This is a genomic window from Ruegeria sp. BHSB172, from assembly GCF_059613165.1.
Window position 1 is genome coordinate 37,692 of sequence record NZ_JBXWRZ010000009.1, and the last position, 19,701, is coordinate 57,392.

The 19,701-nt window shown below is 62.8% G+C and carries 19 protein-coding genes, 1 tRNA gene and 1 riboswitch; of the genes, 7 read left to right on the plus strand and 13 right to left on the minus strand.

Annotated elements, in window-relative coordinates; translation table 11 throughout:
• Nucleotides 1–5: 5 nt before the first annotated feature.
• The 3 genes from cobW to AC2FM3_RS07005 form a co-directional block, all read right to left on the minus strand.
• Nucleotides 6–1,061, minus strand: a complete 1,056-nt coding sequence (gene cobW, locus AC2FM3_RS06995) for a cobalamin biosynthesis protein CobW (protein ID WP_496680203.1) — start codon at nucleotides 1,059–1,061, stop codon at nucleotides 6–8.
• Between the two features lie 2 nt (nucleotides 1,062–1,063).
• On the minus strand, nucleotides 1,064–1,447 hold the full coding sequence (locus AC2FM3_RS07000) for a DUF1636 family protein (RefSeq protein ID WP_496680204.1): 384 nt from the start codon (nucleotides 1,445–1,447) through the stop codon (nucleotides 1,064–1,066).
• An 82-nt stretch (nucleotides 1,448–1,529) separates the two neighbouring features.
• Nucleotides 1,530–1,734, minus strand: a riboswitch (cobalamin riboswitch).
• Nucleotides 1,735–1,806: 72 nt separating this feature from the next.
• Entirely contained in the window at nucleotides 1,807–2,682 is an 876-nt protein-coding gene (locus tag AC2FM3_RS07005; protein WP_496680205.1) for a LysR family transcriptional regulator, read from the minus strand.
• A gap of 108 nt (nucleotides 2,683–2,790) precedes the next feature.
• Here AC2FM3_RS07005 and AC2FM3_RS07010 point away from each other — a divergent pair, with 108 nt between their 5' ends.
• Nucleotides 2,791–3,747 carry an NAD(P)-dependent oxidoreductase gene (locus tag AC2FM3_RS07010; protein WP_496680206.1) on the plus strand — a complete coding sequence of 319 codons (957 nt, stop codon included), beginning with the start codon at nucleotides 2,791–2,793 and terminating at the stop codon, nucleotides 3,745–3,747.
• Between the two features lie 142 nt (nucleotides 3,748–3,889).
• On the opposite strand, the gene AC2FM3_RS07015 is transcribed toward AC2FM3_RS07010, so the two are convergent.
• A tRNA-Cys gene (locus tag AC2FM3_RS07015) sits at nucleotides 3,890–3,963 on the minus strand.
• A 226-nt stretch (nucleotides 3,964–4,189) separates the two neighbouring features.
• Here AC2FM3_RS07015 and AC2FM3_RS07020 point away from each other — a divergent pair.
• The 3 genes from AC2FM3_RS07020 (at nucleotide 4,190) to AC2FM3_RS07030 (ending at nucleotide 7,241) form a co-directional block, all read left to right on the plus strand.
• Nucleotides 4,190–4,843, plus strand: a complete 654-nt coding sequence (locus tag AC2FM3_RS07020) for a protein-L-isoaspartate O-methyltransferase family protein (protein WP_496680207.1) — start codon at nucleotides 4,190–4,192, stop codon at nucleotides 4,841–4,843.
• A 95-nt stretch (nucleotides 4,844–4,938) separates the two neighbouring features.
• Nucleotides 4,939–6,357 carry a TolC family outer membrane protein gene (locus AC2FM3_RS07025; RefSeq protein ID WP_496680208.1) on the plus strand — a complete coding sequence of 473 codons (1,419 nt, stop codon included), beginning with the start codon at nucleotides 4,939–4,941 and terminating at the stop codon, nucleotides 6,355–6,357.
• A gap of 302 nt (nucleotides 6,358–6,659) precedes the next feature.
• The gene (locus tag AC2FM3_RS07030; protein WP_496680209.1) at nucleotides 6,660–7,241 is read left to right on the plus strand and encodes a hypothetical protein; all 582 of its coding nucleotides are present in this window, start codon (nucleotides 6,660–6,662) and stop codon (nucleotides 7,239–7,241) included.
• Nucleotides 7,242–7,244: 3 nt separating this feature from the next.
• Here the strand turns inward: AC2FM3_RS07030 and AC2FM3_RS07035 are convergent, their stop codons facing one another.
• Together AC2FM3_RS07035 and AC2FM3_RS07040 are read right to left on the minus strand one after the other, a co-directional pair.
• Nucleotides 7,245–8,702 (minus strand): cobyric acid synthase, encoded by a 1,458-nt coding sequence (locus tag AC2FM3_RS07035; protein ID WP_496680210.1) that lies wholly within the window; start codon nucleotides 8,700–8,702, stop codon nucleotides 7,245–7,247.
• Between the two features lie 155 nt (nucleotides 8,703–8,857).
• On the minus strand, nucleotides 8,858–9,178 hold the full coding sequence (locus tag AC2FM3_RS07040; RefSeq protein ID WP_005982071.1) for a DUF6280 family protein: 321 nt from the start codon (nucleotides 9,176–9,178) through the stop codon (nucleotides 8,858–8,860).
• 216 nt (nucleotides 9,179–9,394) lie between these two features.
• Here AC2FM3_RS07040 and efp point away from each other — a divergent pair, with 216 nt between their 5' ends.
• Nucleotides 9,395–9,958, plus strand: a complete 564-nt coding sequence (gene efp, locus AC2FM3_RS07045; RefSeq protein ID WP_490361604.1) for an elongation factor P — start codon at nucleotides 9,395–9,397, stop codon at nucleotides 9,956–9,958.
• A 55-nt stretch (nucleotides 9,959–10,013) separates the two neighbouring features.
• Here the strand turns inward: efp and AC2FM3_RS07050 are convergent, their stop codons facing one another.
• From AC2FM3_RS07050 to AC2FM3_RS07075, 6 genes are all read right to left on the minus strand, one after another.
• A complete protein-coding gene (locus AC2FM3_RS07050; RefSeq protein ID WP_496680211.1) occupies nucleotides 10,014–10,958 on the minus strand; it encodes an ABC transporter transmembrane domain-containing protein in 945 nt (314 codons plus the stop codon).
• A gap of 106 nt (nucleotides 10,959–11,064) precedes the next feature.
• Nucleotides 11,065–11,802, minus strand: coding sequence for a CAF17-like 4Fe-4S cluster assembly/insertion protein YgfZ (gene ygfZ, locus AC2FM3_RS07055; protein ID WP_496680212.1), 738 nt, complete (start codon nucleotides 11,800–11,802; stop codon nucleotides 11,065–11,067).
• Between the two features lie 87 nt (nucleotides 11,803–11,889).
• Nucleotides 11,890–12,663 (minus strand): hypothetical protein, encoded by a 774-nt coding sequence (locus AC2FM3_RS07060; RefSeq protein WP_496680214.1) that lies wholly within the window; start codon nucleotides 12,661–12,663, stop codon nucleotides 11,890–11,892.
• A gap of 178 nt (nucleotides 12,664–12,841) precedes the next feature.
• Nucleotides 12,842–13,777 (minus strand): COG2958 family protein, encoded by a 936-nt coding sequence (locus AC2FM3_RS07065; protein ID WP_496680216.1) that lies wholly within the window; start codon nucleotides 13,775–13,777, stop codon nucleotides 12,842–12,844.
• A gap of 3 nt (nucleotides 13,778–13,780) precedes the next feature.
• Nucleotides 13,781–15,739 (minus strand): DNA topoisomerase IV subunit B, encoded by a 1,959-nt coding sequence (gene parE, locus AC2FM3_RS07070; RefSeq protein ID WP_496680218.1) that lies wholly within the window; start codon nucleotides 15,737–15,739, stop codon nucleotides 13,781–13,783.
• Between the two features lie 167 nt (nucleotides 15,740–15,906).
• Entirely contained in the window at nucleotides 15,907–16,785 is an 879-nt protein-coding gene (locus AC2FM3_RS07075; protein WP_496680220.1) for an alpha/beta fold hydrolase, read from the minus strand.
• 133 nt (nucleotides 16,786–16,918) lie between these two features.
• Here AC2FM3_RS07075 and ppk2 point away from each other — a divergent pair, with 133 nt between their 5' ends.
• Together ppk2 and AC2FM3_RS07085 are read left to right on the plus strand one after the other, a co-directional pair.
• A complete protein-coding gene (ppk2, locus tag AC2FM3_RS07080; RefSeq protein ID WP_496680221.1) occupies nucleotides 16,919–17,848 on the plus strand; it encodes a polyphosphate kinase 2 in 930 nt (309 codons plus the stop codon).
• Nucleotides 17,849–17,928: 80 nt separating this feature from the next.
• A complete protein-coding gene (locus tag AC2FM3_RS07085) occupies nucleotides 17,929–19,293 on the plus strand; it encodes an MATE family efflux transporter (RefSeq protein ID WP_496680223.1) in 1,365 nt (454 codons plus the stop codon).
• Between the two features lie 4 nt (nucleotides 19,294–19,297).
• Here the strand turns inward: AC2FM3_RS07085 and AC2FM3_RS07090 are convergent, their stop codons facing one another.
• Nucleotides 19,298–19,699 (minus strand): hypothetical protein, encoded by a 402-nt coding sequence (locus tag AC2FM3_RS07090; RefSeq protein ID WP_496680225.1) that lies wholly within the window; start codon nucleotides 19,697–19,699, stop codon nucleotides 19,298–19,300.
• Nucleotides 19,700–19,701: the final 2 nt, after the last annotated feature.

Sequence of the window (19,701 nt, forward strand, 5' to 3'; positions counted from 1 at the left end):
GGTGCTTACTCGGCGGCCTCGGTGACACCGGTCAGGATGCCGCGGATCGCGGCTTCGTCGATGTCGTCATGCTCGGCGATGACCACAAGGCGCGAGCGGCGCTCTTCGTCCGGTTTCCACGGGCGGTCATACTGGTGCCGGACCCGCGCGCCGACCGCCTGAACCAGCAGGCGCATCGGCTTGCCCTGAACGGCGGCATAGCCCTTGACCCGCAGGATGTTCAGCTCGTTCGCCAGACGTTCGATATTGGCGACCAACTGCGCCGGGTCGGTCTGTTCGGGCAGTTCGACCACGATGCTTTCGAAATCGTCATGTTCATGGTCGTCATGGCCATCGTGATGCGAGGGGCGGGCGTCCATGTCGTCCTCGGCCGCGGCGCCTAGCCCCAGCACCACGCGCACGTCTACCGCACCTTCGGCCACTTCGACCACGGGCAGGGGGCGGGCCGCCTCGGCGGCGATGATCTCGCGCGCTTTGGCCACGCCTTCGGGGCCGGCCAGGTCGGGCTTGGTCAGCAGGATGATGTCGGCGCACGAGATCTGGTCCTCGAACACCTCGGACAGGGGTGTTTCGTGGTCGATCGAGTCATCGGCCATGCGCTGGGCGTCCACCGCCGCGACATTCGGGGCAAAGCGGCCTGCGGCCACGGCCTCGGCATCGGCCAGGGCGATCACGCCGTCCACGGTGATCTTGGAACGGATATCGGGCCAGTCGAACGCCTTGAGCAGCGGTTTCGGCAGGGCCAGACCGCTGGTTTCGATCAGGATGTGATCGGGGCGCGGGTCCAGCGCCATCAGCGCCTCGATCGTGGGGATGAAGTCATCGGCCACGGTGCAGCAGATGCAGCCATTGGCCAGTTCCATGATGTTTTCCGCCGGGCATTCGGGGATGGCGCAGCTCTTCAGGATTTCGCCATCGACACCCACATCGCCGAATTCGTTGACCACCACGGCCAGGCGCTTGCCCTGCGGGTTCTGCATCAGGTGGCGGATCAGCGTGGTCTTGCCCGAGCCGAGAAAGCCGGTGATGACGGTGACGGGAAGTTTTTCGAGGGTGCTCATGCTCAGGCTCCAATCGGGGGAATGCGGGCGGCGCAGTTCTTGCGGAAATGTTCGGGGCGGTCGCGCCATTTCACAAGGCCATCCTCGGTGGCCTGGTACTTGGTGGCGCCCTCGACGATGATCTCGACATGGTCGGATTCGTTCAGGTTCTCATAGACGAAGGTCCAGCGAGACGGCCCGCCGCGCAAAACGATCGAGCAGCCCTGATCGCAGTTCGACAGGCATTCGACCGGCTTCAGGGTGATGCCTTCGGGCAGGTCGGCTGCGGCCAGCGCCTTGTGCAGCAGCGTGCCGGGGCGCTGGGCGTCATCCTCGATGGGCAGCCCGCGTCGGCAGGTGGTGCAGACCAGCAGCTCGACTGGTGCGGTCTCGGTCACGTCTCTCATCCCCCCTCAATTGGTTGTCGGGGGACGGGGTATGCGCGGGCCACGTTGCCGACATGGGCCCGACACCGGAACACCCCGTCCGGTTTGTCTTCGGGCGTTGGCAGGTCTCCCGGCTTGCGGATGTCAGAGCGGTGCTCTGTCGGATGTCCCGCCTTCCCGGCCTGCGGCCAGTGGCATTTGGGCACCCTCTCCGGTCACGGTCGCGGGGGCGGCTGCGTTTGACGGAAAACCGCTGACGCATTCCCTTTTCATCTGCTTGCACAGACACCAACGCAAGCGACATGCGGCACGGGCAGGGGGGTTGTCAAGCGCGCGGGGCCAAGTGCCTTGCCTCGGATCGAAAAAGCGACTTGCCAGGATCAATCCGCGGCATCGCTGGCCAGGCAGTCGCGCAGCCAGGCCAGGAACAACTGGGCAGGGATGGACGGAGGCGCCGCGCTGACGCTGCGGATCAGGTAATGTGACTGGGCAAAGGGAATCGCCGGCCCCGCAATCCGGATCGGCGCACCCTGGGCGATGGCGTTGCGCGCGAACCGCTCCAGAACAGTGGCGTAGCCCGCGCCGGCCATCACCAGTTGCAGCGCCGTGACGGTCGTATCCGCCGAATGGCGCGCGGGGCGGTCGGGCAGGTCGATGCCCGTGGCCTCGAAGTACCGCGCCCAGTTGTCCTCGTACCCCAGAATGTGGATCAACGGGCCGTTTTGCAGGTCTGGCGACGAGTCCTGCGCCCGGCAGACGGGCACCAGCCGTTCCGAGCACAGTCGGTCCGCCGCAACACCGGGCCAGTCGCCATAGCCCAGCCGGATTTCCACGTCTTCATCCGCGGGCGCGGCCGAGTCGTTCCAGATATGTGACACCAGCCGCACCGGGATCTCGGGGTGCTGAGCGCTGAACTCGGGCAGCTCGGCCGCGATCCAGTAGGTCATCGTCGATATCGCCGCCCGGATGGTCAGCGCCTGCCGCGAGGCGGGGCCGAACAAGCTGTTGGTGGAAAGCGCGATATCCGACAGCGCCCGGCGCACGGTCAGCGCATAGGACTGGCCCAGCTCGGTCAGCGACAGGTGTCGCGCGTTGCGGGCAAAAAGCGGCTGCCCGAGGTCCGCCTCGAGCGAGCGGATATGCAGCGATACCGCCGTCTGGGTCAGGCCCAATTCTTGCGCGGCGGTGGTGAAATTCAGGTGGCGGGCGGCGGCCTCGAAGCTACGCAGCCACGCCGGATTGGGCAGGCGGTCCATTTAGCACCAAAATAATTTCTGTATAGATAGCTTTATTATTCGTTTCTTTTGTCGATGGGCAACGGAAATACTCGGGCCAACGAAAACGCGCCTGCGGGAGGGCAGAACATGAAGGTCGGGTTCATCGGTTTGGGCAATGTGGGGGGCAAGCTGTCGGGGTCGCTGCTGCGCAACGGTATCGACCTGACGGTGTACGACCTGAACCCCGATCTTGTGGCGGAATTCGCGGCCAAGGGGGCCAAGGCCGGCGAAAGCCCGGCCCAGATGATGCGCGATTGCGATGCGGTCATCACCTGCCTGCCGTCGCCAGCTGCCTCGGACGCGGTGATGCAGCAGATGCTGCCCGAGGTGAGCCAGGGCAAGATCTGGATGGAGATGTCCACCACCGATGAGGCCGAGGTCAAACGGCTTGGGGCCATGGTGATCGAACGCGGCGGCGCGGCGGTGGACTGCCCGGTTTCGGGCGGGTGCCACCGGGCGGCCACGGGCAATATCTCGATCTTCGCGGGCTGCGACCGGGCCACGTTCGAGCGGATTCTGCCGTTCCTGACGACGATGGGCCGGCGCATCCTGCATACCGGCGATCTGGGCACGGCCTCGGTTCTGAAGGTGCTGACCAACTATCTGGCCACTGCCAACCTGATCACCTGCGCCGAGGCGCTGGTGACCGCCAAGGCCGCCGGGATGGACCTGAACACCACCTACGAGGCGATCAAGATCTCGTCCGGCACGTCCTTCGTGCATGAGACCGAAAGCCAGGTGATCCTGAACGGCTCGCGCGACATTTCCTTCACCATGGACCTGGTGAAAAAGGATATCGGCCTGTTCCAGGAGGTCGCAGACCGCGCCGGCGTGCCGTTGGAGATGAACCCGTTGATGATCAAGATTTTCGACGACGCCATCGCCCGCTATGGCGCGCGCGAGCTGTCGCCCAACGTCATTCGACGGCTCGAGGATGCAACCGGGCTGAGCATTACCGCGCCCGGTTTTCCGGCCGAGATGCAGGACGATGAACCGGAAGAGCCGGGGTACGAGGTGATTCCGCAAGGCCGAAGCACGGTCTGAACCGACGGTCAGCAAAACGGCGGCCTTCGGGGGGCGTCTTGCTCGAAACCCAAGGTGGCAGTGTCCCCTTGCGCGGCCAAGAACAGTTCGAGCTGGATTTCGACCAACCGGAAGGCAGCGACGCGGTACCAAGTCGGAGCAGTGGAGGCGAGTACCGGAATCGAACCGGTGTACACGGATTTGCAATCCGCTGCGTCACCACTCCGCCAACTCGCCTTTTCAAGCAATATCAATTACTTGCCGTGGTGCAGCAGCGGTTCTAGCAGCTTTCCCGCGCGGCGTCCAGAGGGCGCGCAAAGAATCTGCACGGGAAATGACCGTCACCGGTATTCGAGACGCAACGCCAATTGTCGCGGGCCGGAATTTGCGTGCAAGGGCCGTTGCCGGGGCGCGTGCATTGTGGCAAAAGCCATCCGAACCAGGGAAATGATTGAGCGGTCACATGACGGATTTCGCAGCCCGACGCCAAACGATGGTCGATACCCAGATTCGGCCGTCCGATGTCACAAAGTTTCCGATTATCGATGCCATGCTGAAAATCCGGCGGGAAGATTTCGTGCCGGATTCCCAGCGCGAGGTGGCCTATGTCGGCGATTTGATCGATCTGGGGGGCGGTCGGTGCCTACTGGAGCCGCGGACCCTGGCCAAAATGCTGGACGCGCTTAATATTTCCAATGACGAGGTCGTGCTGGATATCGGTCCGGCCTATGGCTATTCGACGGCCGTCGCCGCGCGCATGGCGCAACTGGTGGTGGGCGTCGAGGAAGACGAGGCAATGGCCGCCGAGGCGCAGGCCAATCTCAGCCAGGCCGATATCGACAATGCGATCATCCATGTCGGCCCATTGGCGCAAGGGGCCGCCGAGCATGGCCCCTATGACGTGATCATGGTTCAGGGCGGGGTTGAACGGGTTCCGGACGCGTTGCTGGAACAGCTCAAGGAACATGGCCGCATTGCCTGCCTGTTCGTTGATGGCAATCTGGGCACCGTCCGGATCGGTCGCAAGGTCGGCGGGCGCGTGACTTGGCGCCACGCGTTCAATGCCGCGGCGCCGGTCTTGCCGGGATTTGCGAAAGAACGGGCATTTTCGCTATAGTTCGGAAACACTTTTCCGTTCCCTATTGATTAGTTGAGAATCTGGCCGCAAACTGTTCCGAAATCAGAACAAATTTTGGTTTACGGGGTTGGATTATGCGTGGGACATCAGCAGCGAAACTGATCAAGGGGTTGGTGTTTTCAGCCTGCCTTGCACTGAATGTAGCGTCCGAGCGGACGGCTTGGGCAGACAACCTGACCGATGCGTTCATCGGGGCCTACAACTCCAGCGGCCTGCTGGAGCAGAACCGCGCTCTGTTGCGGGCCGCTGATGAAGACGTCGCGATCGCGCTTTCGGCCCTGCGCCCGATCATCAACTGGACCGTTCGGGTCAGTCAGGATTACACTAAGAACCGGATCGGCACGACGGTATTATCGGTCGAACCCTCGCGATTCTTTTCGGGGATAACGCTCAGCCAACTGTTGTACGACGGCGGCGCATCCTTGCTGGGCAAGCAGTCGGCGCAGGAAACCGTTCTGGCGACCCGGCAGGCGCTGATCGATATCGAGCAGCAGGTGCTGTTCCGGGCCGCAACGGCCTATCTGGGTGTTTTGCTGGAAGAAGAGCGGGTCCGAATCCGCCAAAACAACGTGAACCTGTCGGGTGAGGAGCTTCGCGCGACCCAGGACCGCTTCGAGGTGGGTGAAGTGACCCGCACGGATGTGGCCCTGTCCGAGTCGCAACTGGCCAGCTCGCAGGCCGATCTTGCCGATGCGCGCGGCAACCTCAGCACGGCGCAGGCTGAATATGTCAATGCGGTGGGCAAGACTCCGGGTCGCACGGCGGGGCAGCCCAGTCTGCCGGCACTGCCGCGATCTGCGGACGAGGCGATCAGCCTGGCCATGCGGAACCACCCGGCCATCCTGTCCGCACAGCATCAGGTGCGCGCCCTCGATCTGGTGGTTCAGCAGCAACGCGCGGGTCTTGGCCCGAATGTCAGCCTGAATGCCGATGTCGGGATTACCGAGAGCTACGACAACGACGACTACACCAACGACGCGTCGATCTCTCTGAATCTGAACCAGCCCATCTATGCGGGCGGCCGTCTGGCGGCAAACGTTCGCCGCGCCATGGCGCAGCGGGATGCCGCGAGGGCCAATCTGCTGAACGTGCAGAAAGACATCACGCAGGGGGTGACCAACGCCTATGTCCGCTTCCAGACCGCGACGGCCAGTCTGCGCGCGTCAGAAGAGCGGGTCCGGGCCTCTCAGGTCGCCTTTGACGGCATCCGCGAAGAGGCCACCTTGGGCGCGCGCACCACGCTGGATGTTCTGACCGCACAGCAAGACCTGCTGGATGCGCAACTGGCCGAGATCGCATCGCGGACCGAACGCTCGCTGGCGGCCTACCAGTTGCTTCAGGCGCAGGGGCTTTTGACCGCCGAACGTCTTGGTTTGGCCGTCCAGATCTATGACCCGACGCTATACTACAACCTGGTCAAGAAAGCGCCGGCGCAGATCAGCAAGCAGAGCCGGGATCTGGATCGTGTGCTCAAGGCGTTGCGTCGCGAGTGATCGCGCGCACTATCTGTTGTTCCGCACCGATTGTTTGGTTACACTTGATCAAAAGGCCAGATCGGTAGAGAGCCATGTCGGATAGCAGTGTCACAGCAGGTGTCGAGGACGTTTTAGCGTCGATCAAACGACTTGTCGGCGATCAGGGGCGCAAGGCTGAGCCAGGCGCCGGCTCCCGGCCGAAACCGGGGCGGCTGGTTTTGTCCCAGTCGCTGCGAGTCTCGGACGCACCCGATCCGCCTTCGCAGAGTGGGACCGGGTTGTCGAGCCTTGCACGGGACTTCTCGGTTGACGCCTTTCTGATGAAGGACGCCGAGTTCGCGAGCATTCATCCCGCAAACCAGAAGCCCGAGCCGATGGTTCTCAGTGCGTCCGACCGGGTCTATCCGACCGCCACCGAAACGACGGCAGAAAAGGCTGGCGCTCTGCCAAAAGAGAATCAGACCGGTCCACGGGATCTTGCCGGCAGTCTGAGTGCCAAGATTGAAGCCTTGGAGGCGGCAATCGCTCGGACAGAAGATCAATGGGAACCCGATGGAAACAGTGGCGACGAATATGCGGGAACCCGCACTCGGCGCATCCACTGGGATTTCGAAGCCGGCGGGGGCGCCACAACGGCAGCCGAGACCGAACGCGACGAGTCTTTGCAAGCGCAGCAGCCGCAGACGACAGCGCAATTCGTGCGGGATCGCGGGGCGGTCGAGACCGTCGAGACCGATGTAGAGGCCACCGCGACGATGGAGGTCGAAGAACTGAAGGCGTTGATCGCCCAGGTCGTGCGCGAAGAACTGCAAGGCGCACTGGGCGAGCGGATCACCCGAAACATTCGCAAGCTGGTCCGGCGCGAAATCAACCGCGCATTGGATGCAAGAGAGCTCGAGTAGTCCTCAGCCGCGCTGCGGTTTCGCCGCCATGGACAGCAGAAGATCCAGATCCATATGCTTTTCAAGGTGATCGGCCAGGGCATCGAGGGTCTGTTCGACGCCGTCCTCATAGGCCAGGTCCGATTTGACGCCCAACTGCCGCAGATAGCGCGCCCGAAAGGCATCCGAGGAAAATACCCCATGCAGATAGCTGCCGCGGACCCGGTCGCTGGCGTTGGCTGCGCCTTCGGCACGGCCCTCGACCTCGAGCCAGGCGCGTGCGCAATCGGGGCCGTCGGTGCGGCCCATGTGGATTTCATATCCGCTGACGGGTTCGCCGCCGGGCCGTGCTTTGGCCCTGCGCAGGCGGACTTGCTTGTCCTTGGCCATGACCGTTTCGACATCCAGCAGGCCCAGGCCTTCGACCGTACCCGGCCGCCCGTCGACGCCGTCGGGGTCCGAGATGGTCTTTCCCAGCATCTGATAACCGCCGCACAGGCCCAGAACATGGCCGCCGCGGCGCACATGCGCGTACAGGTCGATATCCCAACCCTGACGGCGCAAGAATGCAAGATCGCCGATGGTGGATTTGCTGCCCGGCAGCAGCACCAGATCGGCATCGCCAGGCAGGGCGCGGCCGGCGTGAACGATTTCGACCGTGACACCGGGTTCGGCTGACAGCGGATCGAGATCGTCGAAATTCGCCATCCGCTCAAGCTGTGGCACGGCCACTTTGACCGCTCCGCCCGGGGCCGAACGGATGTCCATCATGTCCTCGGCGGGCAGTTTCCACGCGTCGTCGAACCAGGGCACCACGCCCAGGCAGGGCCACCCGGTGCGGGCCGCGATGTCGTCGCGGCCATCATCGAACAGGCTGACATCACCCTTGAAGCGATTGACCGCAAAGCCCCGGATCATCGCCAGATCGCCCGCTTCCAGAACCGCCTGTGTTCCCACGATCTGCGCGATCACGCCGCCCCGGTGGATGTCGCCCACCAGGATCACGGGAACACCGGCGGCACAGGCAAAGCCCATATTGGCGATGTCGCCACTGCGCAGATTGGTCTCGGCCGGGCTGCCCGCGCCTTCCACCAGAACTAGATCGGCATCGGCGCACAGTCTGTCAAAGCTCTCAAGCGCGGCGGCCAGCAAGCGCGACTTGTCCTTGCGGTAATCCTTGGCCCGCATAGTTCCGGCGCGCTGGCCCTGTACGATGACCTGGGCGCCGGTGTCGGTCTCTGGCTTCAGCAAGATCGGGTTCATGTCGGTATGTGGGGCGCGGCCTGCGGCGCGGGCTTGAAGGGCCTGTGCGCGGCCGATTTCGCCGCCGTCTTCGGTGACGGCCGCGTTGTTCGACATGTTCTGCGGCTTGAACGGCGCCACCCGAAGGCCGCGCCGGGCAAAGGCCCGCGCCATGCCGGCCACCAGAACCGATTTCCCGACATTGCTGCCGGTGCCTTGAATCATGATCGCGCGCACCATTCATGCCTCCTGCGGTTGGTGGCAGATGATCGTATTTGAGCGGCCAAGGAAAGCGCGGAACGGGCGAATGGCGCGCTGAATCCGACATCAGGTGTCCGGGCAACAAAAAAGCGCGCCGCAATCGCGGGCGCGCCTTTTTGAGATACCGCAAAGCCTCAGGCGGCTTCGGCCTGCTGTGCAGCGTTGCGACGCTCGCTTTCTTCGCGCGACAGGGCAACCGAGGTCCGCACACCGCGGCCCACGAATTCCATCAGGCCTTTGACGACACGTTCGTTCGGGTCGATACCGGCACAGGTCAGCACCTCACGACCATCGCGCGAGCGGGCCCAGCGGGCAATCTGTTCCGGGCCGTTGCCGTATTTCTTGTCATCGGCAATGGCGTCGTCCAGGGCAGCCAGTACAACAGCCGCGAAAAGTTTGCGGGCACGGTTGCCTTGTTCATTGTTAAAGGCGGTGCCGTCAACGAAATCTCTCATCTCGTCTTCCTTGTTCTTGCTCTTGTAATTTTCGGCGTGGCGGTCCTTATGACCGATTTAGTGCGATTCGGATACACCTATTTTGCATGGTTGCGTTGCGTCATTTGCATAGCTCTCTGCGGGTGCAGCACTAGGTTTCGTTGTCTTGCATGGAATGTTCCCGCCAGATATAGGGACGGCAACGAACGCATCAACCTTGTGTGAAGGATTTATCTCATGCCCAAGATCAACGGGAACGAAATTCGTCCGGGCAACGTGCTGGAGCACAACGGCGGCCTGTGGGCAGCGGTCAAGGTCGAGCATGTCAAACCCGGCAAGGGCGGCGCCTTTGCTCAGGTCGAACTGCGCAACCTGCGCAACGGCACCAAGCTGAACGAACGGTTCCGCTCGGCGGACAAGGTCGAGCGGGTGCGGCTGGAACAGAAGGACCAGCAATTCCTGTACGAGAACGACGGCATGCTGGTATTCATGGATGCCGAAACCTATGAACAGATTGAATTGCCTGCCGATTTGCTGGGCGAGCGCCGGCCGTTTCTACAGGACGGCATGACCATCGTCGTCGAATTTTATGAAAACGAGGCGTTGAACGCGACGCTGCCGCAAAAGGTCACTTGCAAGGTCGTCGAGACCGAGCCGGTCGTCAAGGGCCAGACAGCGGCGAACTCGTTCAAGCCGGCGGTTCTGGACAATGGCGTCAAGGTCATGGTTCCGCCCTTTATCGCGCAGGACGAGATGATCGTGGTGAATACCGAAACCATGGAATATTCCGAGCGCGCGTAACGTCGCGTCACGGATACGGATCAGGGCCGCGCCGGAAGACCCGGGGCGGCCTGTTTCATGCCCGTGCATCGGGCTGGCGGTATCGCTCGCGGTCGGGGCCGAACAGTTCCAGCATCAGTTCGAATTTGATGCGATTGGCGCTGACCTGCCGATAGAAGGCGATTAGGAACGCGGTGGGGCCCTGGATGCGGGCCAGCCCGCTGGTGGCCGCCACCACGGTGCCCACGTCGGTTTTTCCGTTCAGGACAAGCCATCCCCCCAGCATCAGTACGGCCACCGTACCTGCGCCGTTGATCACGCTCAGGGCAAATTTGGCGGACAGTTTCCACAGAAACATGCGGCGCCGCGTCTCATAGATGGCGTCGAACTGGTCGTGGATGTCCTGGGTGACCCGTTGCAGGTCGTCGCTGGTCAGATGGTCGGTGGCGTTTCGCAGGATGCGCACGCGCTCGGCGACGAAGCGGTTTACCTTGCGCTGGGAAATCAGCACGATGGCGATCTGCGGTGCGATCATCGACAAGGCGATCAGACCCAGCCAGGGCTGGGTGGACGAAATGTAGGCGATCACACTGACCAATGTGCCGATCTGCACGACCGGATCGGTGAAGGCGCCGCCGGCAAATTTGCCAAGCTCTTCGGCCTCGGCGGAAATGGCCGTTGTCAGCGTGCCTTTCCCGACATCCTCGTCGGCCTCGTCAACATCTTTTGCGCGCGCCAGAAGCAATCGGCGGATCCGGCGGATCATGTCCTCGCCCAGCGTGCCAGCGCGATATCCAAGCAACCATTTCAGGGCGAGGCTCAGCAGGATGACGCCCATCATGCCGGCACTCATCCAGATCAGTTGGGCCTTTTCGACCGCATCCGAGGTCAGGTGGTTGATGATGTCACGCTGAAATTCCAGCGGCGCAGCGGCCAGCGCAGCAACTGCAAGAGACAGCAGGATCAGTATGACCTGCCGCTTGGCGCTGGCGCGCCAGATGGTTGCGTACAGTCTCAGCATCCCTCGGCCCGTTCAATTCGTGCCTGCCTGTTCTACTCCGGGTACCGCACCGGAGAAATGCCCTGCGCAAGCCCCGTGCAGGGTCGTGCCGGTTGAGCAACAGAGGTCAGTCGATCAGCCACAGCCGCGCATCCGTGGCCTGCATGTCCGCGCCGGCGCGGTCCAGCCGCAGATGAGCGATGGCCTTGCCCCCCGATTGAGTGAACAGGGTGCCCGCCGGTTTGCCTTCGGACGTGATCTGGGTGCCGACCGGGGCGGCGCCTTCGATTCCAACCACCTGCAATCCCTTGCGCAGCTGGGTCTTGTGCTTCATGCGGGCGGTGACTTCCTGTCCGACATAGCAGCCTTTTTTGAAATCCACGCCGCGCAGCCGCTCGAACCCGGCCTCGAGGATATAGGTGTCGGGTGTCAGTTCGATCCCGCTTTCTGGAATGCAATGGGCGACCCGGATCGCGTCCCAGTCGGTTCCGTCATCGGCCTCGGCGGCGGGCGAATAGGCGCGCCATCCCAAATCCGGATGACGCGGGTCGGACAGGGCGCCTTGGGGCGCCGGGCCGGTTCCGCGCTGCAGATGCAGCTCGGTTTCGCCGATCGTCACGTCCGCGCGCAGTTTGTACATGCTCAGCCGTTTGATCAGCATGTCTGCCAGATCCTCGGCCACGTCCAGCAGCACGCCGTCGCCATCGCGTTTCAGGAAAAAGTCCGCGATGTATTTTCCCTGCGGCGTCAGCAACGCGGCATAGACCAGCCCGTGGTCCAGCCCGCGGATGTCATTGGTGACCAGACCTTGCAGAAAGCTGTCGGTATCCGCGCCGGTCAGGCGCACAATGCGGCGGGTGCTCATCTTTGGGTCCTCGTGCAATCGGTGCGGCTGTTCATATAAGCGAATGGACCGGCAAGGCCAGAGGTTTCGCCACCGAGGCGCATGCGGTCAGGCACCCAGGCTGCTGCGCAGCTCGACCACCGATTTTCCCAGACGGAACGGGGCGGCAAAACTGACAAGGCACAGCGCGATGATCTGCAGAACCAGAATATGCGCGTTGGCCTGCAGGTATTCCCATTCATCCTTCAGCTTCCCCACCTGTTCGATCAGGTCATCATAGCTTTGGGCCAGAATGATGTAGTCGCCGGCGATGGCCGGAACCTTGCGGCGCATGTTGTCGATCGCCTCCTGAGTTTTGTCGTCAAGCGTGGTGAAGATGAGGAACTGCTCGATGTCGAAGGCATCGGCCCGGGCGGCCTTTTCGTGCATCTCGTCCATCTGCGCGCGACTGCGGCCGCCCAGCAGAAAGTGCAGGCCCTGCAGCGGCGCGACCTCGTTGGTGACCGCGATGAACAGGGGCAGGTCGGCATTGTTGGCGGTCGAGGCCGAGAGGAACTCGACCTTTTCGCACAGCACGGCGGTGTCGGGGTCATAGGCCGGGTCACAAAAGCGCAGGCGAAAGCGCGCGGCGTCGCGGTCAAAGGCCTGAGAGGCAGCGTAGGCCACGTCGATCTGCCGGTCGAGGCGCGAACTGTCGGCGGTATAGAGCCCCGCCAGCACCGCCACCAGCGCGCCCAGCCCGCCCAGCACGACCCAGACCAGATCGGCCAGCTTCCACGCCCGGTGCCCGGCGGGTTTGCGGAATAGAAAGGCGGTGCCCACCAGCCCGGCGGCAAAGAACAGCAACAGCAACAGAAGCTGGTTGTCGGTGATGAAACTCATGCGGCGAGTCTAAGGGGCAGGGGGGCGCAGGCAATGGGGCTCACGAAGATGTAGGGTGGGGTGATTTGGGGAGGGGCGCGCCCACCGGCAGCGCGGGGTTTGTGGTTGGGGTAGGGTGGGGTTTTACCCCACTGTTGCGAGGTGATTTGTCGGAGGGGAGGTGGGTTGGAAACCCACCCTACGGCTTGCTGAAGTCCCAATCAGATTTGCGAAGATCGCCGGTTTGGTGAAAGTGCCGCACGACTTTGATGTATTGACGGAAATCAGAATTTTCCTGCACTAGTCTGTCGGCGCTGAGCCAATCGACCGACTGTCTCTCTCTGGCAGGGATCAAAATTTGGCTGTCGCTGGGCGATGAAGGGTTCAACTCCATCACTCCGATACCGTGCACTCCGGATAGGGTCCGAAGTTCCTGCATGGTCAATCTGCCTTCAATCTCAGCAGCCACAAGGTATCCAAGGTTGGCCCACGACGAATTACTCACGGTTTGGAAATATGCTTCCCTTACATTGGTTGAATTCAGATGAAGCTTCACCTCGAAAGACCAAAGCTTGGCCCTCGTGTCCCCAAACTCTTTCACGCAGTCTTTGGTTTCGCGGTCCCACGTGGCGCTTAGATCCTCAAGTCCCACAAGATCGGGAAACAACCACCGATTTCCATTTTGCCCTCTGCGATTGGTGGCGCGTTTTTCATCGATGCGCACCGAAAAAACATCCAATTCATCTCTAAGGTAATTGGACAATAGAGGGTAAAGATCGGACTCTCGGATTTGGTTCGATGCTAAGGTGGTCTTGTCAGACAGATTGGCCGAGCCGACCTCATCGTCCTCGCTTAGTTCAGAATAATAGAATTTCCGGGGTCGACCTTCTGTCGCGCGAATTTTCGGGTTTCGCGTAATCGACCGCCTCTGCGATCCAATTTCAGCAACGAGTTGTTGGATGAGTGCGTCATCCGTGTCCAAGGGGATTTTCTTCGCCCTGCTGCGTGCACGTTTTTCTTCACAGTCTTGGCGGTAGTTTTCGAATATCCACGTCGCGATCTCTCGCGCCGTGAAGCGCTTTTCTGGATTGCTCGAAAGGAATTCTGGAACGACCTTAGTGATGCTCAGGGCCATACGTCAAACATCCAACTCCTCCACAAACCGCGCGTTCTCCTGAATGTACTGGAACCGCAGTTCGGGTTTCTTGCCCATCAGGCGCTCGACCAGGTCGCCGGTCTCGCCGGGTTCGTCCTCGTCGATGGTCACGCGGATCAATTTGCGCGACTTGGGGTCCATCGTGGTTTCCTTGAGGTCCTTGGCGTCCATCTCGCCCAGACCCTTGAAGCGGCTGACGTCGATCTTGCCCTTGCCGCCCAGGCCTTTTTCCAGCCACATGTCGCGCTCGGCCTCGTCCAGGCAATAGACGCGTTTCGCGCCTTGGGTCAGGCGGTAGAGCGGCGGGCAGGCGAGATACAGGTGGCCCGCGTCGATCATCGGACGCATCTGGGTGAAGAAGAAGGTCATCAACAGCGAGGCGATATGCGCGCCGTCCACGTCGGCGTCGGTCATGATGATGACCTTGTCATAGCGCAGATCGTCGAGGTTGAAATTGCTGCCCAGCCCCACGCCCAGCGCCTGCGTCAGGTCGTTGATCTCGGCGTTCGAGCCCAGTTTCGATGAGGCCGCGCCCAGCACGTTCAGGATCTTGCCGCGCAGGGGCAGCAGGGCCTGGGTCTTGCGGTCGCGGGCCATCTTGGCCGAGCCGCCGGCCGAGTCGCCCTCGACGATGAACAACTCGGTGCCCTCGCGGTTGGTGGCCGAGCAATCGACCAGCTTGCCGGGCAGGCGCAGTTTCTTGGTGGCGGTCTTGCGGGCGGTTTCCTTTTCCTGGCGGCGGCGCAGGCGTTCCTCGGCCCGCAGGATCAGGAAGTCGAGGATGGCGCCGGCGGATTTGGTGTCGGCGGCCAGCCAGTTGTCGAAATGGTCGCGGACCGAGTTCTCCACCAGCCGCTGCGCCTCGACCGTGGCGAGGCGGTCCTTGGTCTGGCCGACGAATTCCGGCTCGCGAATGAAGCACGAGACCAGCGCGCAGCCCCCGGTGATGAGGTCTTCGCGGGTGATCTGGGCGGCCTTCTTGTTGTTGATCAGCTCGCCGTAAGCCTTGATGCCCTTGAGGATCGCGGCCCAGAAGCCGGCGACATGGGTGCCGCCCTCGGGCGTCGGCACGGTGTTGCAGTAGGACTGGATGAAGCCGTCGCGCGAGGGCGTCCAGTTGATCGCCCATTCGACCTTGCCGGGGGTGCCGAACTTCTCGTTGAAATCGACGGTTCCGGCGAATGGCTGGTCGGCATAGGTCGAGGAGCCGTTCATCGTCTCCTTGAGGTAGTCCGACAGGCCGCCGGGGAAGTGGAAGGTGGCCTCGGTGGGGGTTTCGCCGTCGTCGATGGCGGATTTCCAGCGAATCTCTACGCCCGAGAACAGGTAGGCCTTGGAGCGGATCGACTTGAACAGGCGCGCGGGTTTGAACCGGTGGTGGCCGAAGATCTGGTCGTCGGCGTGGAAGGTGACGGTGGTGCCGCGCCGGTTGGGGGCGGCGCCGACCTTTTCGACCGGGCCCAGCGGGATGCCGCGCGAGAATCGCTGTTCATACAGTTCCTTGTTGCGGGCCACCTGAACGACCATCGAATCCGACAGCGCGTTGACCACCGAGGCACCCACGCCGTGCAGGCCGCCCGAGGTCTGGTAGGCCTTGCCCGAGAACTTGCCGCCCGCGTGCAGGGTGCACAGGATCACCTCGAGCGCGGATTTGTCGGGGAATTTCGGGTGCGGGTCGATCGGGATGCCGCGGCCGTTGTCGCGGATGGTGACCGCGTAATCCTCGTGCAGTTCCACCTCGATCCGGTTGGCGTGGCCGGCGACGGCCTCGTCCATCGAGTTGTCGAGGATCTCGGCCACCATGTGGTGCAGCGCCCGTTCGTCGGTGCCGCCGATATACATGCCCGGTCGCTTGCGGACGGGCTCCAGACCTTCGAGGACCTCGATCGAGGAGGCGTCGTAGGTGGTGGCGGATTCGGGCGTCAACAGGTCGTCGGGCATGGGGGCTGCTCTTGTTCTTGGGTTTGGGCCCATTATGGCAGGTGATGTGGGTCTGGGAAAGAGGGGGGCGAGGTGTTGTGGGCAAAGTCGGGGGGCGGGCGTTGTGCGAGCGAGGGGCGCTGCCCCTCGCGCTCCCCGGGATATTTGAGGCCAGATGAAGGGTCGGGTCAGGTCTTGTCGGCCCAGTCGAGGATGGCTTGCGCGACCTTCTGGGGGTGCTGGTGGTGCAGCCAGTGGTCGGCGCCGGGGATGGTGACGCGGGTGAGGTCGGGGGCGAAATCCTCGAGCCCTTCGGTGGTTTCCGGCAGCAGGGCCTTGTCCTCGGGGCCCCAGATCAGCAGGTGCGGGCAGGCCACGCGCAGCCGCTCGGTCGGCAGTTGCGGTGGGTCGGCCAGCGGCTTGCCGGGGTCGGCGACCTGCAGGGGCGAGGCGCGGTACCAGTTCAGCATGGCGTCGAGGCGGCCGGGGCGGGCCCATTCCGTGCGATAAGATTGCATCTGGTCGGGCGTCAGCCAGTCGGTGCCCATGCCGTGCCGGAAGAACTGTTTGAGTTTGGCGAAATTGTCCGCGGACAGCCAGTCGGCCGAGTTGGGTGCGCGGAGCTGGTTGATGTATTGCGAGGCTTGGGATTGCGCGCCGCCCTTGGCCATCTCGCGCTGGAAGGGGTAGGGGTGGACGCCATTGGCGATGATCAGGCGGCTGACGAGTCCAGGGCGGAACATGGCGAGGCCGTAGGCCACCGAGGCGCCCCAGTCGTGGCCCAGAACGGTGATCGGCGCGCCGATCTGTTCGATCAGGGCGGCCATGTCCGAGACGAGCTGTGAGAGGACGTAATGCTCGGTGCCTTCGGGCGCCCAGCTTTGGCCATAGCCGCGCTGGTCGGGGGCGATGCAGTGGAAATGGTCCGCCAGGTGCGGGGCAAGGTCGGACCAGGCACCCCCGTATTCCGGGAAGCCGTGCAGCATCAGCAATGGTGGAAGGTCTGCATTGCCCCAGCGACGGACGAAGAACGGCTGGCCGTTCAGGTCGAGATATTCGGTTTTCATGCACAATTCCTGGGTGATGCCGCCTGGCACAGCATTTTCGGACCTGAGAGCGAAGTCAACTTGATACGGATCAACGCGAAAAAGATGCAAATTTGCTAGGTGTTTCGGTGAACAGCAAAACCGGAGTGATCGCATGGATGCAGTGACCCAGCAGAAACCGAACTCAACGCCCGAGGCCGCCGCGGCCAAGCCGAAGGCGGATCCGGAGGCGCCGACCCGCGAAAAGATCCGGCAGGCTTTCGAAAGCGGCGAATACCCCTATCGAACCAAGCTGTCCCGCTCGGTCTATGAAAAGCAAAAGGCCCAATTGCAGGCCGAGTTGCTGAAGGTGCAGCTGTGGGCACAGGAGACCGGGCAGAAGTTCGTTCTGCTGTTCGAGGGTCGTGACGCCGCCGGAAAGGGCGGCACGATCAAGCGGTTCATGGAGCATCTGAACCCACGTCAGGCCCGCGTGGTCGCGCTGAACAAACCGACCTGGGAGGAGAAGGGCCAGTGGTATTATCAGCGCTACATTCAGGAATTGCCCACGGTCGGCGAAATGGTGTTCTACGATCGATCCTGGTACAACCGGGCTGGAGTCGAGCGGGTGATGGGGTTCTGCACCCCCAACGAATACCTCGAGTTCATGCGCCAGACGCCCGAGTTGGAGCGCATGTTGGTGCGGTCCGGGATCCAACTTTACAAGTATTGGTTCTCGGTCACGCGGGACGAACAGCTTCGCCGTTTCAAGAGCCGCGAGACCGACCCGCTGAAGCAGTGGAAGCTGTCGCCCATCGACAAGGCCAGTCTGGACAAATGGGACGATTACACCGAGGCGAAAGAGGCAATGTTCTTCTATACCGACACCGCCGACGCGCCCTGGACCATCGTCAAGTCGAACGACAAGAAACGCGCCCGGCTGAACTGCATGCGGCATTTCCTGTCGACGCTGGATTATCCGGACAAGGATCATGACGTCGTGGGCCAGCCCGATCCGTTGATCGTGGGTCAGGCGCATCATGTGGTCCACCGGTCGGATCACATCCTGGGCACGGCCCTGCATCCTGATGCCCGGGCGAGCTGATCGGCGGGCAGCTGGTCTCGGATCGAGATTTTCCAGATGAGCCCTTGCCCCGTGTCGGGGCCGGGCATAAGGCTGGCGGGATGAGCAAGGTGATGACTTATCCTGCCCATGTCCGGGCGATTGCGGTGCTGGGGCTGCCCTTGATCGGTGGTCATCTGGCCCAGTTTGCCATCGGCCTGACCGATACGATCATGTTGGGCCGGTACGATGTCGAGGCGCTGGCCGCGGTGACGCTGGCCGGCAGTTTCTATTTCGTGCTGTTCCTGTTCGGGGGCGGATTCGGCTTGGCGGTGATGCCGATGGTTGCCACCTCGGCTGCCGAGGAGGATGAAACCAGCATTCGCCGCAGCACCCGCATGGGTCTGTGGTTGTCGCTGCTGTATGGCATGCTGGTGATGCCGCTGCTGTGGTGGTCCTACCCGATTCTGATCGCCACGGATCAGGATCCGCAAGTGGCGCAGACCGCGTCCGAGTATCTGCGGGTCGCGGGCTGGGGTCTGTTTCCGGCGCTGGTGGTGATGGTGCTGAAATCCTATCTGGCCGCGCTTGAGCGCACGCAGATCGTGCTGTGGATCACCGTCGCGGCGGCAGTGGTCAACGGCCTGACCAACTATGCGCTGATCTTCGGCAATTGGCGCGCGCCGGAACTGGGCGTGATGGGGGCGGCGATCGCCTCGGTGGTGACCCAGACCGTGTCCCTGGTGGCGGTCATCATCTACGCGGTGAAGGTCCTGCCGGAACACAGTCTGTTCCAGCGGTTCTGGCGCCCGGACTGGGAGATGTTCTTCAGCGTGCTGAAGCTTGGCGTGCCGATTGGTCTGACCCTTCTGGCAGAGGTGTCGCTGTTTGCGACCTCGGCCTTCATGATGGGCTGGATCGGGCAGGTGCCGCTGGCGGCGCATGGGATCGCGCTGAACCTGGCCTCGGCCACCTTTATGGTGCATCTGGGCCTGTCCAACGCGGCGACGATCCGCGCCGGCAATGCGCTGGGCCGGAAGGACCGCGCGCATCTGGAAAAAGGCGCAATCGCGGTCACAGGCATGTCGCTGGTGGTTTCGGTGATGACGATCATCCTGTTCCTGACCTGCGCCGAGCCGCTGATCTCGGTATTCGTCGAATCGGACGACCCGCAGCGCCCGCAGATCCTGGCGATCGGGGCCGGGCTGTTGGCTATGGCCGCGCTGTTCCAACTGGTGGATGGGGCGCAGGTAATCGCGCTGGGCCTGCTGCGCGGGCTGCAGGACGCCAAGGTGCCGATGGTGATGGCCGGGCTCAGCTATTGGGTCGTGGGGATCCCGGCTTCGTACTATTTCGGCTTCATCCGCGGGATGGACGGTATCGGAGTCTGGTTGGGGCTGGTGCTGGGGCTGGCCTCGGCCGCCGTCCTGCTGATGACACGGTTCTGGACGCGCTCGGTCAAGGCGGTGGGCGTGCCGGCCGAATAGCCTCTCAGCTCTTGGGCTGGCGGTCGGCCTTCTTGCGCACCAAGACCGAACGCAAGTCATGCATCGCCAGCAGCAGCCGGTCGGTGACCTGTTCCAACTGGTTGTCAGTCGCCTTGGACTGGGCCCATTGCGCCGTCAGGTTCAGATGGTCGATGGTTCGGTGGATGTCGTCGATGTCACGCTGCGCCAACAGCGCCTTGCGGTCCTCCATCCAGCGGGCGATCTCGGCCTTGTCGGCCTCGGTCAGAGTGCGCTGGCCGTGTGGCTTGACCTCGCCATTGCGGATGTTGACGACCGCGATCTGATCCATCTCGATCCGGCGCTGTCGGTTTTCCGTGTCGATCCGATAGACTGCGGCGCCGTTCTCGCGGACGCGGAAATAGTATTCGGGTAGGGTCGCGGACATGG

Bases quoted from the DNA above. Each gene is read 5' to 3' on its own strand.
- cobW (WP_496680203.1), bottom strand. From the start codon at position 1,061: ATGAGCACCCTCGAAAAACTTCCCGTCACCGTCATCACCGGCTTTCTC.
- AC2FM3_RS07000 (WP_496680204.1), bottom strand. From the start codon at position 1,447: ATGAGAGACGTGACCGAGACCGCACCAGTCGAGCTGCTGGTCTGCACC.
- AC2FM3_RS07005 (WP_496680205.1), bottom strand. From the start codon at position 2,682: ATGGACCGCCTGCCCAATCCGGCGTGGCTGCGTAGCTTCGAGGCCGCC.
- AC2FM3_RS07010 (WP_496680206.1), top strand. From the start codon at position 2,791: ATGAAGGTCGGGTTCATCGGTTTGGGCAATGTGGGGGGCAAGCTGTCG.
- AC2FM3_RS07020 (WP_496680207.1), top strand. From the start codon at position 4,190: ATGACGGATTTCGCAGCCCGACGCCAAACGATGGTCGATACCCAGATT.
- AC2FM3_RS07025 (WP_496680208.1), top strand. From the start codon at position 4,939: ATGCGTGGGACATCAGCAGCGAAACTGATCAAGGGGTTGGTGTTTTCA.
- AC2FM3_RS07030 (WP_496680209.1), top strand. From the start codon at position 6,660: ATGAAGGACGCCGAGTTCGCGAGCATTCATCCCGCAAACCAGAAGCCC.
- AC2FM3_RS07035 (WP_496680210.1), bottom strand. From the start codon at position 8,702: ATGGTGCGCGCGATCATGATTCAAGGCACCGGCAGCAATGTCGGGAAA.
- AC2FM3_RS07040 (WP_005982071.1), bottom strand. From the start codon at position 9,178: ATGAGAGATTTCGTTGACGGCACCGCCTTTAACAATGAACAAGGCAAC.
- efp (WP_490361604.1), top strand. From the start codon at position 9,395: ATGCCCAAGATCAACGGGAACGAAATTCGTCCGGGCAACGTGCTGGAG.
- AC2FM3_RS07050 (WP_496680211.1), bottom strand. From the start codon at position 10,958: ATGCTGAGACTGTACGCAACCATCTGGCGCGCCAGCGCCAAGCGGCAG.
- ygfZ (WP_496680212.1), bottom strand. From the start codon at position 11,802: ATGAGCACCCGCCGCATTGTGCGCCTGACCGGCGCGGATACCGACAGC.
- AC2FM3_RS07060 (WP_496680214.1), bottom strand. From the start codon at position 12,663: ATGAGTTTCATCACCGACAACCAGCTTCTGTTGCTGTTGCTGTTCTTT.
- AC2FM3_RS07065 (WP_496680216.1), bottom strand. From the start codon at position 13,777: ATGGCCCTGAGCATCACTAAGGTCGTTCCAGAATTCCTTTCGAGCAAT.
- parE (WP_496680218.1), bottom strand. From the start codon at position 15,739: ATGCCCGACGACCTGTTGACGCCCGAATCCGCCACCACCTACGACGCC.
- AC2FM3_RS07075 (WP_496680220.1), bottom strand. From the start codon at position 16,785: ATGAAAACCGAATATCTCGACCTGAACGGCCAGCCGTTCTTCGTCCGT.
- ppk2 (WP_496680221.1), top strand. From the start codon at position 16,919: ATGGATGCAGTGACCCAGCAGAAACCGAACTCAACGCCCGAGGCCGCC.
- AC2FM3_RS07085 (WP_496680223.1), top strand. From the start codon at position 17,929: ATGAGCAAGGTGATGACTTATCCTGCCCATGTCCGGGCGATTGCGGTG.
- AC2FM3_RS07090 (WP_496680225.1), bottom strand. From the start codon at position 19,699: ATGTCCGCGACCCTACCCGAATACTATTTCCGCGTCCGCGAGAACGGC.